The sequence below is a fragment of the Sphingopyxis witflariensis genome (assembly GCF_002205635.1).
Taxonomy (GTDB): domain Bacteria; phylum Pseudomonadota; class Alphaproteobacteria; order Sphingomonadales; family Sphingomonadaceae; genus Sphingopyxis; species Sphingopyxis witflariensis.
The window spans coordinates 67596-81017 of sequence record NZ_NISJ01000009.1 but is presented as its reverse complement, the minus strand read 5'-3'; the positions used below and the strand labels follow the sequence as shown (position 1 = coordinate 81017).

Below are 13422 nucleotides of genomic sequence, written 5' to 3'. Positions count from 1 at the left end.
CGGCCTCGGCCTCCGTCACGGACTATCGTCCCACAATGGTTGATTCAGTGCGGCAACGAATAGGGTATGACGCGCGATCTCGGCAGGAGTCGCGGCGTGCGGACGCGGCTCACGAAAAGCGCGGGCCTGAATGGTGGGCCGGGCAGCCTCGCCTGCGAGCGAAGTCGCGGCTGGACCAGACGTCGCAGCAAGCCCAAGGCCAATCTGCCGTCCGCCGGTCATTTCGATATAGAGATGCGCAAGCAGTTCGGCGTCGAGCAGCGCGCCATGCTTGACGCGGTGACTGCGATCGATGCCGTAGCGCACGCACAGCGCGTCAAGATTGTGCTTTGCCCCCGGGTGCAGCTTGCGCGCCATTTGCACGGTGCAGCACATGCGCGTCATGTCGAGCCCGGGGCGGCCGGCGCGCGCAAGCTCGGCGTTGACGAAGCCAAAGTCGAAGACGGCGTTGTGCGCGACCAGCGGCGCATCGCCCAAAAATTCGATCAGTTCATCGGCGCGAGTCGCAAAAAGCGGCTTGTCGGACAGAAATTGGATCGACAGCCCGTGCACCGCTTCGGCCGCGGCGGGCATATCGCGTTCAGGATTGAAATAGGCGTGGAAAGTGACCCCCGTCTCGCGGCGGTCGATCAGCTCAACGCACCCGATTTCGACCAGTCTGTCCCCGGCTTTGGGATCGAAACCCGTGGTTTCGGTATCGAAAATAATCTCACGCATTGAGGCTTTAATCTGGACCCTATCGGGCGCGGAAACAAGAGGCGATCGCCCTTATCTGACGATGTGTCGCGCTTTTCGGTCGCCCCGTTTCGATAATAAAATCAGCGCGCGCGCGTTTGACCCGATCGGCGACTTGCAGGCGGCGAATCGCCTTGAGCTTCGCCGCGGTCATGCCGGGGCGGCGCATGACGCGCTTGCGCTGCATCCACGCGGGCGCCGAGACGACGGCGATCGCGCCGACCTTTCTCCAGCCGCCCTTTTCGAAGAGCAGCGGGATGTCGAGCACGACAACATCGCGCGCGCGGTGGCGCATCAGGAATCGCCGCTGCGCCTTCGCAACCGCCGGGTGGACGATCGCTTCCAGCGCGGCGAGTTCATGCGTGTTGCCGAGCACGAGCGGACCCAGTTTCTGGCGATCGACCCCCTTGGGCCCGGTCGTTCCCGGAAAGCGCGCTTCGATCGTGGCCACGAGCGCGCCGCCTGGACCCTGCAACCGGTGAACTTCGGCGTCGGCATCAAACACCGGCACGCCTTCGCGTTCGAACATCGCCGCGGCGGTCGATTTGCCCATGCCGATCGATCCGGTGAGGCCGATCAGAAACGGCCGGCGCAACCGCGAACCGGGGCGCGGACGATGCGTCATGCGGTCAGCAGCGCCCGCAATTCCTCGTCGCGGCCTTCGGGGGGCGTGGCGCCGAAGAACAGCTCGAAGGCGAGCGCGGCCTGGCCGATCAACATGTCGAGCCCGTCGACGGTATCGAGCCTGCGCGCTTCGGCGGCCTGAAGCAGCCCGGTCTGAAGCGGCGAATAGACAAGATCATAAACGATCGCATCGTCGGGAAGCGGCGACAGGTCAAGATCGAGCGGCGGCTGGCCCTTCATGCCCAGGCTGCTCGCGTTGACGAGAAGCGCGGCGGGCGGAAGCTTCGCATCGAGACCCACGACATCGCCTTTGAGACCAAATGTCGCCAGCAGCCCCATCGCTTTGAGCGGGCTGCGATTAAGGATGGTAACAGAACCGACGCCAGCACGCGCGAGCGCGAACAACACGGCCCGCGACGCCCCGCCCGCGCCGATGACGACGACCGGCGCGCCTTCGAGATCGAGTTCGGCAAGCGGTGAATAAAATCCCGCCGCATCGGTGTTGGTGCCGATCAACGACCCGTCCTTTTGCCGGACGATCGTATTCATGGCGCCTATTGTGCCGCGAATGTCGCCGGGATCATCGACGAGGTCCATCACCGCGGCCTTGTGGGGCATGGTGACGTTGCAGCCACGCCAATCAGAATCGGCTCGGCGTTCCTCCACATAGGCGGTAAGTTCGTCGGTCGTCACATGACAGCGGCGATAATCGCCCGCAATGCCGAGCGCCTCCAGCCAAAAGCTATGGATCAGCGGCGATTTCGATTGCGCAATCGGATCCCCGATCACTTCGGCATAAGGGACCGCGCCACTCATGCCGGCGCAAGCCCGGTGGCGCGCAGCCAATTGAGCAAGGGCATCATCGGCATCCCGATGATGGTCCAGGGATCGCCCTCAACCCGTTCGAACAATTGCACGCCCGCCCCCTCAATCTCGTAACAGCCGACGGTCCAGCGGATGCTGTCCCAGTGACGCGCCACATAGTCGGCGATGAAGGTGTCAGACAAGGGCCGCATCCACAGCTTCGCCTCACCAATCGCGCGCCATATCGGCGCGCCATCGCGCGCGGCGACCACGGCGCTGAACAGGCGGTGGCGCTGCCCCGCCATACGCGCGAGCTGCGCCACCGCCTCTTCGGGGGTCTCGGGCTTGGTGAGCATCTCTCCATCGTCGAGTGCCAGCGTCGAATCGGCGCCGATCACGGTGACGCCGGGCAGCCGCGACGAAATTTTGATCGCCTTCGCTTCGGCGAGCGCGTCAGCGATGTTGCGCGCGCTCTGCCCCTCGGCGGCGAGCGATGCGGTGAGCGACTCTTCATCGACATGCGCCGCGGTCGTTTCGAATTCGAGCCCGGCAGCTCGGAGCATCGCGGCGCGGCCGCTGCTTTGTGAAGCGAGGAGGAGGGTCATCCTGCGCTCCGGTCCTCGACCAGTTTGATTACCGCAGCGGCGGTTTCCTCGATCGAGCGGCGCGTTACGTCGATCACCGGCCAGCTGTTGTCGGCGAACATCCGCCGCGCATAGGCGAGCTCGGCCTTCACCGTTTCATCGTCGACATAAGCGGTCTCGGGCGCCTGGTTGAGCGAGAGCAGCCGGTTGCGGCGCACCTGCACCAGCCGGTCGAGACCCGTAGTGAGCCCGACAACCATCGGACGCTTGAGCGTGAACAGCGCGGCAGGCGGCGGCGATTCGGGAACGATCGGGATATTCGCGGTCTTGAACCCGCGATTGGCGAGATAGATGCTCGTCGGCGTCTTCGATGTACGCGACACCCCGGCAAGGACGATATCCGCCTGTTCCCAATTTTCCCAGCCGATGCCGTCGTCGTGCGCAACGGTGAACTGGATCGCCTCGACCCGCGCGAAATAAGCGGCGTCGAGCTGGTGCTGGCGGCCGGGGCGTGCCTTGGCTTCCTGTCCCAACATTCGCGACAGGGCATCGGTCACCGCATCGAGCGCGGGAACGAGCGGCAGATCGAGCGCGCCCGCCCGGCGTTCGAGGCTGGCTCGCAATTCGCCGCTGACCAACGTGAACAGGATCATTCCGGGGCTCGCCTGTACCTCGGCCATGATCCGGTCGAGATGCGATTCTGATCGCACCATCGGCCAGAAATGGCGCACCACTTCGACATCGTCGAACTGCGCAATCGCCGCCTTGGCAATATTCTCGAGCGTCTCGCCCGTGGAATCGGATATGAGGTGAAGGTGGAGCCGGCCCATGACCTCACCATGGCGTGGCACAGGCGAAAAAGGCAAGCACCGAAGCGTTTGCCCCCCTGTGGATAAGTTTTGCATAAGCACGGGGAGCATATGGGGAAGGAAGATTCATCCCCGGCGCTGCCGATTCCGCTCCGGCTCTTATCCACACGGGATGAATCTTATCCACAGGTTGTGGATTAGGGGCAAAAGCTTTCGCGACTCTGCCGCGAAGATCGGGGCCGCCAGAGTCAAGCTGTTGGCAAAGGCGACGCCGGTGCCTAAAGCGACGCTTATCCAACCACCAACAAACCACCACCATCTTAATTATTCTATTATAGATGAAAGAAAGAGAGTCCGCGCGATGACGCGATCAAAGAGCCTGTTGGCGACGTTGCGCGGGGTGCGGCAGGAGCGCCCCGCACTGTGGCTGATGCGGCAGGCCGGGCGTTATCTTCCCGAATATCGCGCCCTTCGCGAGACCAAGGGGGGATTTCTCGAGCTTTGCTATGATCCCGAAGCCGCGGCTGAAGTGACATTGCAGCCTATCCGTCGTTTCGGTTTCGATGGTGCAATCCTGTTTTCAGACATTCTCGTCATTCCGCACGCATTGGGCCAGAATCTGTGGTTCGAAGCAGGCGAAGGGCCACGGCTCGCGCCGCCGCTCGTCGATAGCGCGCTGAGTGCGCTGGAAGCAGCGACCCAGCGGCTTGACCCAATCTACGCAACGGTGGCGCGTGTCGCGGGCGCCTTGCCTCCTGAGACGACCTTCCTGGGCTTTGCAGGAAGCCCGTGGACGGTCGCTACCTATATGGTCGCAGGCCAGGGATCGAAGGACCAGGCTGCAACGCGTCGCATGGCGTTCGGCGACCCTGCGGCATTCCAGGCAATCATCGACGCGATTGTCGATCTGTCGGTCACCTATTTGTCGGGGCAGATCGAAAATGGTGTCGAGGCGGTGCAGCTATTTGACAGCTGGGCAGGAAGTCTCAGCCCCGCGCAGTTCGAAAAATGGGTGATCGCGCCCAATGCGCAAATCGTCACGCGGCTGAAGGCACTCCATCCCGACACCCCGATTATCGGCTTTCCGAAGGGTGCCGGCGGCAAGCTTCCCGCCTATGCGCGCGAAACCGGGGTAGACGGGCTTGGCCTCGACGAAACGGTCGATCCGGTTTGGGCTGACAGCGTTTTGCCGGCGCATCTGCCGGTGCAGGGCAATCTCGATCCGCTTGCGCTCGTTGCAGGCGGCGAAGCGCTCGACAATGCGATCGACCGCATCCTTGCGGCTTTCCCGTCGCGGCCCCATATCTTCAACCTTGGCCATGGAATCGTGCCCGACACGCCGATCGCCCATGTCGAGCATCTGATCAAACGCATACGCGGCGGATAGGCGGAGCTATGGGCGGATTAGCGGACTGGGCAGGATTTCTGGGGGCCACCATGTTGTGGATCAAAGCGGCGCATATCATCTTCGTCATCTTCTTGATGGCGGGCCTGTTCATGATGCCGCGCTTTTTCATCTATCATAGCCAGTGCGCGGTGGGGTCCGACGAGGACAGGAAATGGATCGAGCGCGAAGATCGGCTGCGCCGCATCATACTGGGTCCGTCACTGGTCATCGTCTGGATTTTCGGGCTGCTGCTTGCCTTCAACGGAAATTATTGGGGTGAGGGCTGGTTCATCGCCAAATTGCTGCTCGTATTGAGCCTGTCGGGCTATCACGGCTGGATGATCGGGCATTTCAGGAAATTGCAGCGCGGTGAGCGTCCGCTGACCGAAAAACAGCTTCGCCTGATCAACGAGGTTCCCGGGATTGCCGCAGCGATCATCGTGATCCTCGTCGTCGTGCGGCCTTAAATCTTCGTTTCTCTAGCTTCGTCATGCCGGGCTTGATCCGGCATCCATGCAACGGCAGCGTAGATGGACCCCGGATCAAGCCTGTCCTGAGCCAGTCGAAGGGTCCGGGGCGACGAAAGAAGGATTGGGTGCAAGCCGAAAAGGCCCCCGATTTACGCAGCCCGATTGACTTGAAACCGGCCCGGTTCTAGGGGCCAATCAACCCCGTTTTGTGCGGGCGGCGCGTCACGCGCGCCGAATCTATCAAAACGGTCGTCCCCCGACCGGATAGGCACCGTCTGGTGCAACCAAAAGAGACTATTTTCTCCAGAATTTCTTACACTTGGAATCCATCCATGCATCTTAAAGAACTCAAAACCAAATCGCCCGCCCAGCTTGTCGAAATGGCAGAGGAATTGGGGGTCGAAGGCGCGTCGACACTGCGCAAGCAGGATCTGATGTTCTCGATCCTCAAGGAACTCGCCGAAGAGGGTGAGGAAATCATCGGATCGGGCACGATCGAAGTGCTGCCCGACTCGTTCGGTTTTCTGCGCTCGTCCGAAGCCAATTATCTGGCCGGTCCCGACGACATTTATGTCTCGCCGAACCAGGTCCGCAAATTCGGCCTGCGTACCGGTGACACCGTCGAGGGCGAGATCCGCGCACCGCGCGATGGCGAACGTTATTTCGCGCTGACCAAGCTGATCAGCGTCAATTTCGATGATCCCGATGTTGTTCGCCACCGCGTCAATTTCGACAATCTGACGCCGCTTTATCCGAACCAGAAGCTGTCGCTCGACACGCTCGACCCGACGGTCAAGGACAAGTCGGCGCGCGTCATCGATCTCGTCAGCCCGCAGGGCAAGGGCCAGCGCGCGCTTATCGTCGCGCCGCCGCGCACCGGTAAGACGGTGCTGCTGCAAAATATCGCCAAGGCGATCACCGATAACCATCCCGAGGTCTATCTGATCGTCCTGCTGGTCGATGAGCGCCCCGAGGAAGTCACCGACATGCAGCGCAGCGTGAAGGGCGAGGTTGTGTCCTCGACCTTCGACGAGCCCGCGACGCGCCACGTCCAGGTCGCCGAAATGGTGATCGAAAAGGCCAAGCGCCTCGTCGAGCACAAGAAGGATGTCGTCATCCTGCTCGACTCGATCACGCGTCTTGGCCGCGCCTACAACACCGTCGTCCCGAGCTCGGGTAAGGTGCTGACCGGCGGTGTCGACGCCAATGCGCTCCAGCGTCCCAAGCGCTTCTTCGGTGCTGCGCGTAATATCGAGGAAGGCGGTTCGCTGTCGATCATCGCCACCGCGCTGATCGATACCGGCAGTCGTATGGACGAAGTGATCTTTGAAGAATTCAAGGGCACGGGTAACTCGGAAATCGTCCTCGACCGCAAGGTCGCCGACAAGCGTATCTTCCCCGCACTCGACGTCGGCAAGTCGGGCACGCGTAAGGAAGAATTGCTCGTCGAGAAGGACAAGCTCAGCAAAATGTGGGTGCTGCGCCGCATCCTCATGCAGATGGGCACCATCGACGCGATGGAATTCCTGCTCGACAAGATCAAGGATTCGAAGACCAACGAGGATTTCTTCGATTCCATGAACCAATAGGCCACCGCTCTATGGCCGTGATCGAACATGCGCTGCTTCCTGTCCGTGCGGGCAGTGAGGCAGCGTTCGAAGCGGCGATGCAGGCGGCACGACCCCTGATCGAGGCGTCGCCGGGCTTCCTGTCGCTGGAAATCCGCCGCCCGGTCGAACCCGGCAAGCCCTATCTGCTGCTGGCAGCGTGGCGATCGGCCGCAGACCATCGCGACGGTTTCCGCATGTCGGATCGCTATCAACAATGGCGGGCGTTGCTCCATCACTATTATGACCCTATGCCAGAGGTCAGCTATTTCGGAGACCCACTGTGATACTCGAATTTTTGACGCAGGCGGCTGCGCACGCTGGTGGATTTGGCGGACCCGCAGGGATGTGGGATGCGATCGTCAATGATTTTTCGAACATCACCGAGCCTGCGGCCTTGGCGGCGTTCGTCCAGGTGTTGATGATCGACATCGTGCTCGCGGGGGACAATGCGATCGTCGTCGGTGCGCTCGCGGCAGGCCTGCCTGCCGATCAGCGCCGCAAGGTGATCATGATCGGCGTGCTTGCAGCGCTGGTGCTGCGTATCGCCTTTGCCCTCGTCGTGACCCAGCTGATGCAGGTCGTCGGCCTGATCTTCATCGGTGGGCTGCTGCTCATCTGGGTGGCGTGGAAAATGTGGCGTGAGTTGCGCGAAGGCGCGCATTCGGCGGGGTCGCCCGAGGTCGCGGGCGACGAGCATTCGGGCCTGAAGCCCGCGAAGAGCTTCGCCGCCGCCGCCTGGGCAGTCGCGATCGCCGACGTCAGCATGAGCCTCGATAACGTTCTCGCGGTCGCCGGTGCGGCGCGCGACCATCCCGGGATCATGATCGTCGGGTTGGTCTTCGCGGTCGCCCTTATGGGCATCGCGGCGAACATCATCGCGAAATATATCGAGCGTTATCGCTGGATTGCCTATTTTGGCCTCGCCGTGATCCTCTATGTCGCGGTCAAGATGATCTACGAAGGCTGGATCGACCCGGGTGTCGGGATCGGCACCCTGTTCGGCTAGACAAATGTTGGAGGCCATCGCATCATTGGACCAATGTCCGACGATGCGATGGTCCTGATTGCAGTTCTCTTTAGTCGCAGCGAGGCGTTGAGCGTTGCTGCCATGCTCGATAGCGCGGGAATCATCGCTCATGTCGGCGGCGAATATTACGCCGGGACGACGCTCAATATCATCGCTATGGGTGGCTTTCGGGTGACCGTACCTGCCTGGCAACATCAAGATGCAAGCGATATTCTATCAGACTTTGCTGACCAGCCTGTTGTGTTCAGCACCGCGATCCGTCGGCGCGCCCTCACACTTTTGGCGATCATCGGTCTGACTATTCTCTTACCGGTTGGCTATCTCCATCATCGGGCGGGCGATTTGACTCTCGGTACGGTGCTGATGCTCACCCTTTCGCTCTCGGCGACGCCGCTGGCGCCGCAGGTGCGCGGTGAATATTATCTGTCTGCTGCTCGGGTCGATTGAACCCCGGTTCCGGTTACCTATCTGGATGTCCATGGCCCAGCTCCATATGACTCGCGTTGCCGTCGGTTGTGCCGACTATCCCGCGCTTTCGGCACGCATCGCCGAACGGAGCGAGGGCGGCGAATTCCGTATTGCAACCAAGATGCGGCCGAAGCGCGCCGACGAGTTGATCGGTGGCGGGCTCTATTTCAATGTTCGCCACACACTCGTCGCGCGGGTCGAGATTTTGCGGTTCGAGGATCGCGCCGACGGCCGCCTCGATATCGTCTGCGCCGGTGTTCTCGAGCGGGTGCATCCGCAGCCCAAGCGCGCGCATCAGGGCTGGCGCTATCTCGCCGACGCCGATGCGCCCAAGGCAGCCGACGATGCGAGCGGCATCGCGGCGCTGCCGCCTGAGCTCTATCGCGAGCTGGCTGGGCTGATGCTGATCTAGCAGGCCGCGCGGAAGCTGTCGGCGCGCGCCATCGCCCAATAGCGTGCCCCGGCGACCGAATTGGGGTCGTCGAGCAGCACGCCGCGCTCATAGAAATTATAGATGCGGTCGATGGAGTCCGACCGCGCCGAATTCAACCGTTCGTGCAGATGATGCGGCCGGATCTGCCATGGATTGTCGAGCCCCATCGCGCAGCTGATGTCCCAGAGCGCCGATACCGTCGCGGCCTGAAAGCGGCGGACGCGTTCGGCTTTATCTTCGACGACGAGGCCGCGCTGGCGCCCCGGATCCTGCGTCGCAATGCCGGTCGGGCATTGATCGGTGTGGCAGCGTAGCGACTGGACGCAGCCGAGGCTGAACATGAAAGCGCGGGCGGCATTGGACCAGTCGGCGCCGAGGGCGCAATTGACCGCGAGCCCCGCGCCCGAATGGACCTTGCCCGATGCGGCGAGGCGTATTTCTTCTTTGAGCCCGCAGCCGACGAGGGCGTTGCGGACAAAGATCAGTCCTTCGCGCAGCGGCATGCCGACGCGGTTCGAAAACTCGATCGGGGCAGCCCCCGTGCCGCCCTCGGCGCCATCGACGACGATATAATCGATGCGAATACCCGTCTCGATCATTGCCTTCATGACGGCATAAATTTCGTGCGGCTGGCCGACGCAAAGCTTGATCCCAACGGGTTTTCCGCCGGAAATCTCGCGCAGCTTCGCGGCCCATACGACCATTTCGATCGGCGTCGCAAAGGCGGAATGTGCGGCGGGTGAGATGCAATCCTGCCCTTTGGGTACTCCGCGCGTCGCGGCGATTTCGGCGCTGACCTTTGCACCGGGAAGGACGCCGCCGTGCCCTGGCTTGGCGCCCTGGCTCAGTTTGATCTCGATCATTTTGACCTGATCTTCCTGTGCGCGCTCGCGAAAGCGGTCGGGATCGAAGTGGCCGTCGCCATCGCGGCAACCGAAATAGCCGCTCCCAAGCTCCCAGACGATGTCGCCGCCATGGATACCATGATAGGGACTGAAACCGCCTTCGCCGGTATCATGATAGAAATTTCCGAGGTGCGCGCCGAGATTGAGCGCTTCGATCGCGTTTGCGCCGAGCGAGCCGAAGCTCATCGCGGAAATATTAAGCAGTGCGGCGTCATAGGGGCGCGAACATTGCGGGGTGCCGACGGTCACCCGCTGGGTTCGGTCGCTTTCGACCGTCGGCGCCATGCTGTGGCTCATCCATTCATATTCGTCCGAATAGACGTCAAGTTCGGTCCCGAACGGGTGGCTGTCGAGCTCACCCTTGGCGCGGGCATAGACGATATCGCGTTCGGCGCGCGCGAAGGGGCGACCATCGAGCGGGCTTTCGACGACATAGGCGTAGAGGAAGGGGCGCAGCGCCTCGAACAGCCAGCGGATGCGGGCGATCAGCGGGAAGTTGCGGCGCAGGCTATGGTGCCGCTGTGTAGCGTCATAAGTGGCGATCAGGAGCAGCGGCACCCATAACAACAGGGTCCAGCGTGCCGGTGCCCACCAGCCCGCGAGCGCCACCGCGGCGATCAGGACGGGAAAGGCGATCCAGCCGCGCATCGGCTAGCCGCGCTTCATCGCGCTTGCGCCGCGAGCATCTCGCCCATTTTCTCCCAAACCTTGTTGATCGCCTTGAGTGGGCGTATCATCACCTTGAAATCACTTATCTTTCCGTCGCTATTCCAGCGAATGATGTCGACGCCGTTGATCTGGATGCCGTCGAGTATGGTCTGGAATTCCAGCATCGCCTGATCGCCGTCGACGATCTCGCGCAAGTAGCGGAAATCGTCGCCGCCAAGGACATGGCTCGCCGCGTGGAGATAGGCGAAGACCTTGTCGCGCCCCGCCTGCGGCGAATGGACCACCGGTGAATGAAAGACCGCATCTTCGGCGAGAAGCGCCTTCAGCGCCTCCGGGTCGCCGCCGCCCGCCATATAGGCGTGCCAGGCGGCGACCCCGGAGTGCGCGGTCATGCGAGATGCTCGGCGAAGAAGGCGCGGGTGCGGCCGTCGGCGAGCTGCGCGCCATCTTCATTGCGCCGATTGCCCATCGTCGCGGCGAAACCATGGTCGAGCCCCTGATAGTCGTGGATCGTTACCTTGGGATGCGCGTCGAGCCCTTCGTGGATGACCTTCTGCGCCGCATGGTCGACCAGATGATCTTCGGTCGGGATATGGAGCATCAGCGGATGCGCGATCGCGTGGCTCTCGTTCAGCATCTGGTCGATCATCACGCCATAATAACCCACCGACGCATGCACATCGGTGCGCGCTGCGGCCATATAGGCGAGACGGCCGCCGAGGCAGAAACCGACACAGCCGACCTTGGCCGCACCCTCTGCGTGGAGCCAGCGGATCGTCGCTTCGATATCCTTGACGCCGTCATCTGCGTCATATTGTCCAAAATAACCAAAGGCTTCCTGCAGTTCAGCTTCGACGTCGGGGTTGAGCTCGACCCCGGGCGCGAAACGCCAGAAAATATCGGGAGCAATCGCCAGATAGCCTTCGGCGGCCCAATCGTCGCATTTCTTGCGGATGCCGGCGTTCACCCCGAAAATTTCGGGGATGACGATGATCGCGCGCGGCGAATCGGCGTCAGGACGCGCGACGTAGGCGGGGATATCGCCTTCGCCGTTGAGTGCGGGGATGCTGCTATTCGTGGCCGAGGTTTCTGACATGAGGGGAGCTCTCCTGACTCTTGCTTATTGGTGATGAAAGCGCGAAGCTAGCTGGCATGGCGGCGCGGCTCAAGCGCGCGCTTCATGGTTTTTTCGGGGCGTGGGAGACAGGCGATGAAATTCAATATCGAAGTGGATTGCACCCCCGAAGAAGCGCGGCGGCTGTTCGGGCTGCCCGATCTTGAGCCGCTCCACGATATCTACCTCGATCGCGTCAAGGAATTGATGGCAAAGGGAATTACCCCCGAGATGGTTCAATCGATGGTCAAGACCTGGGTGCCGATGGGGGAAAGCGGGCTAGGGCTCGTTCAGTCGTTGCTCGGCCAGTTTGGTGGCGGACTGATGGGCGGCGCGGGCAAGCCTGCCGATAGCGACGACGACAAGCCGGCGCGGGGACGCAAAAGCTGAACCAGGACGTTGTAAGCGACACGATTTTTGCGCTGTCGAGCGGGATACCGCCGGCGGCGATCGGCGTCGTGCGCGTGAGTGGACCGCAGGCGGGGGAGGTTTTGCGCCAGCTCACCGGGCGCTTGCCCGAAGCGCGGCGTGCGGTGTTGGCCGAACTCAAGGATATGAGCGGTGCCGCGCTCGATCGCGCGATAATTCTGTGGTTTCCGGGGCCAGCGACGGCGACGGGTGAGGATTTGGCTGAACTGCATCTGCATGGTGGCCGGGCGGTTGTGGCGGCGGTTGAGACGGCGCTTGGCGCGCTGCCGGGGTTGCGCCCTGCTGTCGCAGGCGAGTTTACGCGGCGGGCGTTTCTCAACGGACGCATCGACCTTGCGGAGGCCGAAGGGCTCGCTGATCTTCTCGCGGCGGAGACCGAGAGCCAGCGCGTGCAGGCGCTCGGGATGGCGAGCGGGCATGTGTCGCGCGCGGTCGAGGCTTGGCAGGAGGAACTGCTGACCTTGATGGCGGGTGCTGAGGCCGAGCTCAATTTCGCGGATGAGGATGATGTCGAGGTCGGTGACGCCGTAGCGCAGCGACTGATTGCCGGAATGGGCGCTCTGGCGATTGACCTCGGCGAATGGCTTGCACGACCCGCGGCCGAGGTAATTTCGGAAGGGTTGTCAGTGGTGATCGCGGGGCCACCAAACGCCGGAAAATCAACTTTGATCAATGCCTTGGCGCAGCGCGAGCTGGCGATCGTCTCGCCAGTCGCGGGGACGACACGCGATGTGATCGAAACCCCGCTGGCGCTTGACGGGATTGCGATGCGTTTTTCGGATACGGCGGGGCTGCGGGGCGAGGGCGCCGATGCGATTGAGGTGATTGGGATCGACCGCGCGCGTGCCGCGGTCGATGCGGCGGATATCTTGCTGTGGCTTGGGCCGCCGAAAGACGCCCCCGAGCATCGGCGCTGCATATTGGTTGCGGCGCAGGCCGATCGCTGGCGCGGTGATGCGGCGGCCGAAGCCGCATCGGCGCGGTGCGATGTCACGCTGTCAGCGACGACGGGCGAGGGGATGCAGAATCTCCATCGCCACATCGTCGAAATGGCGCGCACGCTTTTGCCACGCGAAGGCGAAGCCTCACTGCGCCAGCGTCAGCGCGCCGCGCTCGCCGAAGCGCGGGACTGGCTGGCGGTCGAAGTGGGGTCGCGCGAAGCGGGCGACCTGATCCTGCTCGCCGAACGGCTGCGGCTGGCGAGTGGTGTGCTGGACCGCATCACCGGGCGCGCGGGCGTCGAAGATATGCTCGACACCCTATTTGGGCGATTCTGCATCGGGAAATGATGTTCCACGTGAAACATCGCATCCGTTGCAGCGATGTGGATTCGGCGCTGTGAATCGGCTAAAGG

The 13422-nt window shown here is 62.4% G+C and carries 17 protein-coding genes; 9 read left to right on the top strand and 8 right to left on the bottom strand.

The window, feature by feature from the left end:
* Positions 1–15: 15 nt before the first annotated feature.
* Genes dnaQ through CDQ91_RS15420 form a run of 5 tightly spaced genes read right to left on the bottom strand, consistent with a single transcriptional unit; the run spans position 16 to position 3577 of the window.
* On the bottom strand, positions 16–717 hold the full coding sequence (gene dnaQ / locus CDQ91_RS15440; RefSeq protein WP_088473625.1) for a DNA polymerase III subunit epsilon: 702 nt from the start codon (positions 715–717) through the stop codon (positions 16–18).
* 19 nt (positions 718–736) lie between these two features.
* A complete protein-coding gene (gene coaE / locus CDQ91_RS15435; RefSeq protein WP_088473624.1) occupies positions 737–1360 on the bottom strand; it encodes a dephospho-CoA kinase in 624 nt (207 codons plus the stop codon).
* The gene (aroE, locus tag CDQ91_RS15430) at positions 1357–2175 is read right to left on the bottom strand and encodes a shikimate dehydrogenase (RefSeq protein ID WP_088473623.1); all 819 of its coding nucleotides are present in this window, start codon (positions 2173–2175) and stop codon (positions 1357–1359) included. The genes coaE and aroE overlap by 4 nt, the downstream gene beginning before the upstream one ends.
* Positions 2172–2768 carry a Maf family protein gene (locus tag CDQ91_RS15425; RefSeq protein ID WP_088473622.1) on the bottom strand — a complete coding sequence of 199 codons (597 nt, stop codon included), beginning with the start codon at positions 2766–2768 and terminating at the stop codon, positions 2172–2174. The genes aroE and CDQ91_RS15425 overlap by 4 nt, the downstream gene beginning before the upstream one ends.
* The gene (locus CDQ91_RS15420; RefSeq protein WP_088473621.1) at positions 2765–3577 is read right to left on the bottom strand and encodes a pyruvate, water dikinase regulatory protein; all 813 of its coding nucleotides are present in this window, start codon (positions 3575–3577) and stop codon (positions 2765–2767) included. Before CDQ91_RS15420 ends, CDQ91_RS15425 begins: the two co-directional genes overlap by 4 nt.
* 340 nt (positions 3578–3917) lie before the next feature.
* On the opposite strand from CDQ91_RS15420, the gene hemE reads away from it, so the two are divergent.
* The 7 genes from hemE to CDQ91_RS15385 all read left to right on the top strand — a co-directional run bounded on the left by hemE (position 3918) and on the right by CDQ91_RS15385 (position 8930).
* Entirely contained in the window at positions 3918–4943 is a 1026-nt protein-coding gene (hemE, locus tag CDQ91_RS15415) for a uroporphyrinogen decarboxylase (RefSeq protein ID WP_088473620.1), read from the top strand.
* A 50-nt stretch (positions 4944–4993) separates the two neighbouring features.
* On the top strand, positions 4994–5410 hold the full coding sequence (locus CDQ91_RS15410) for a CopD family protein (protein WP_237246013.1): 417 nt from the start codon (positions 4994–4996) through the stop codon (positions 5408–5410).
* Positions 5411–5745: 335 nt separating this feature from the next.
* Complete coding sequence (rho, locus tag CDQ91_RS15405; RefSeq protein ID WP_088473618.1) at positions 5746–7002, top strand: transcription termination factor Rho; 1257 nt, start codon at positions 5746–5748, stop codon at positions 7000–7002.
* An 11-nt stretch (positions 7003–7013) separates the two neighbouring features.
* Positions 7014–7307 (top strand): antibiotic biosynthesis monooxygenase family protein, encoded by a 294-nt coding sequence (locus tag CDQ91_RS15400; protein WP_088473617.1) that lies wholly within the window; start codon positions 7014–7016, stop codon positions 7305–7307.
* Between the two features lie 59 nt (positions 7308–7366).
* The gene (locus CDQ91_RS15395) at positions 7367–8029 is read left to right on the top strand and encodes a TerC family protein (protein ID WP_419722570.1); all 663 of its coding nucleotides are present in this window, start codon (positions 7367–7369) and stop codon (positions 8027–8029) included.
* Positions 8030–8062: 33 nt separating this feature from the next.
* Positions 8063–8497, top strand: coding sequence for a hypothetical protein (locus CDQ91_RS15390; protein ID WP_088473616.1), 435 nt, complete (start codon positions 8063–8065; stop codon positions 8495–8497).
* 46 nt (positions 8498–8543) lie between these two features.
* Positions 8544–8930 carry a DUF1489 family protein gene (locus tag CDQ91_RS15385; protein ID WP_237246012.1) on the top strand — a complete coding sequence of 129 codons (387 nt, stop codon included), beginning with the start codon at positions 8544–8546 and terminating at the stop codon, positions 8928–8930.
* Here CDQ91_RS15385 and CDQ91_RS15380 read toward each other — a convergent pair.
* From CDQ91_RS15380 to CDQ91_RS15370, 3 genes are read right to left on the bottom strand one after another with little or no spacing between them, the layout of a single operon-like run.
* Entirely contained in the window at positions 8927–10504 is a 1578-nt protein-coding gene (locus CDQ91_RS15380; RefSeq protein ID WP_088473614.1) for an FMN-binding glutamate synthase family protein, read from the bottom strand. The two genes, CDQ91_RS15385 and CDQ91_RS15380, sit on opposite strands and share 4 nt — an antisense overlap.
* A 14-nt stretch (positions 10505–10518) precedes the next feature.
* Positions 10519–10917 carry a nuclear transport factor 2 family protein gene (locus tag CDQ91_RS15375; RefSeq protein WP_088473613.1) on the bottom strand — a complete coding sequence of 133 codons (399 nt, stop codon included), beginning with the start codon at positions 10915–10917 and terminating at the stop codon, positions 10519–10521.
* The gene (locus tag CDQ91_RS15370; RefSeq protein WP_088473612.1) at positions 10914–11621 is read right to left on the bottom strand and encodes a dienelactone hydrolase family protein; all 708 of its coding nucleotides are present in this window, start codon (positions 11619–11621) and stop codon (positions 10914–10916) included. Before CDQ91_RS15370 ends, CDQ91_RS15375 begins: the two co-directional genes overlap by 4 nt.
* Positions 11622–11735: 114 nt before the next feature.
* Between CDQ91_RS15370 and CDQ91_RS15365 the strand changes: the two genes are divergently transcribed.
* Complete coding sequence (locus CDQ91_RS15365; RefSeq protein ID WP_088473611.1) at positions 11736–12029, top strand: DUF6489 family protein; 294 nt, start codon at positions 11736–11738, stop codon at positions 12027–12029.
* A gap of 23 nt (positions 12030–12052) precedes the next feature.
* Positions 12053–13357, top strand: coding sequence for a tRNA uridine-5-carboxymethylaminomethyl(34) synthesis GTPase MnmE (mnmE, locus tag CDQ91_RS15360; protein WP_272897620.1), 1305 nt, complete (start codon positions 12053–12055; stop codon positions 13355–13357).
* Positions 13358–13422: the final 65 nt, after the last annotated feature.

Bases quoted from the DNA above. Each gene is read 5' to 3' on its own strand.
- dnaQ (WP_088473625.1), bottom strand. From the start codon at position 717: ATGCGTGAGATTATTTTCGATACCGAAACCACGGGTTTCGATCCCAAA.
- coaE (WP_088473624.1), bottom strand. From the start codon at position 1,360: ATGACGCATCGTCCGCGCCCCGGTTCGCGGTTGCGCCGGCCGTTTCTG.
- aroE (WP_088473623.1), bottom strand. From the start codon at position 2,175: ATGAGTGGCGCGGTCCCTTATGCCGAAGTGATCGGGGATCCGATTGCG.
- CDQ91_RS15425 (WP_088473622.1), bottom strand. From the start codon at position 2,768: ATGACCCTCCTCCTCGCTTCACAAAGCAGCGGCCGCGCCGCGATGCTC.
- CDQ91_RS15420 (WP_088473621.1), bottom strand. From the start codon at position 3,577: ATGGGCCGGCTCCACCTTCACCTCATATCCGATTCCACGGGCGAGACG.
- hemE (WP_088473620.1), top strand. From the start codon at position 3,918: ATGACGCGATCAAAGAGCCTGTTGGCGACGTTGCGCGGGGTGCGGCAG.
- CDQ91_RS15410 (WP_237246013.1), top strand. From the start codon at position 4,994: ATGTTGTGGATCAAAGCGGCGCATATCATCTTCGTCATCTTCTTGATG.
- rho (WP_088473618.1), top strand. From the start codon at position 5,746: ATGCATCTTAAAGAACTCAAAACCAAATCGCCCGCCCAGCTTGTCGAA.
- CDQ91_RS15400 (WP_088473617.1), top strand. From the start codon at position 7,014: ATGGCCGTGATCGAACATGCGCTGCTTCCTGTCCGTGCGGGCAGTGAG.
- CDQ91_RS15395 (WP_419722570.1), top strand. From the start codon at position 7,367: ATGTGGGATGCGATCGTCAATGATTTTTCGAACATCACCGAGCCTGCG.
- CDQ91_RS15390 (WP_088473616.1), top strand. From the start codon at position 8,063: ATGTCCGACGATGCGATGGTCCTGATTGCAGTTCTCTTTAGTCGCAGC.
- CDQ91_RS15385 (WP_237246012.1), top strand. From the start codon at position 8,544: ATGACTCGCGTTGCCGTCGGTTGTGCCGACTATCCCGCGCTTTCGGCA.
- CDQ91_RS15380 (WP_088473614.1), bottom strand. From the start codon at position 10,504: ATGCGCGGCTGGATCGCCTTTCCCGTCCTGATCGCCGCGGTGGCGCTC.
- CDQ91_RS15375 (WP_088473613.1), bottom strand. From the start codon at position 10,917: ATGACCGCGCACTCCGGGGTCGCCGCCTGGCACGCCTATATGGCGGGC.
- CDQ91_RS15370 (WP_088473612.1), bottom strand. From the start codon at position 11,621: ATGTCAGAAACCTCGGCCACGAATAGCAGCATCCCCGCACTCAACGGC.
- CDQ91_RS15365 (WP_088473611.1), top strand. From the start codon at position 11,736: ATGAAATTCAATATCGAAGTGGATTGCACCCCCGAAGAAGCGCGGCGG.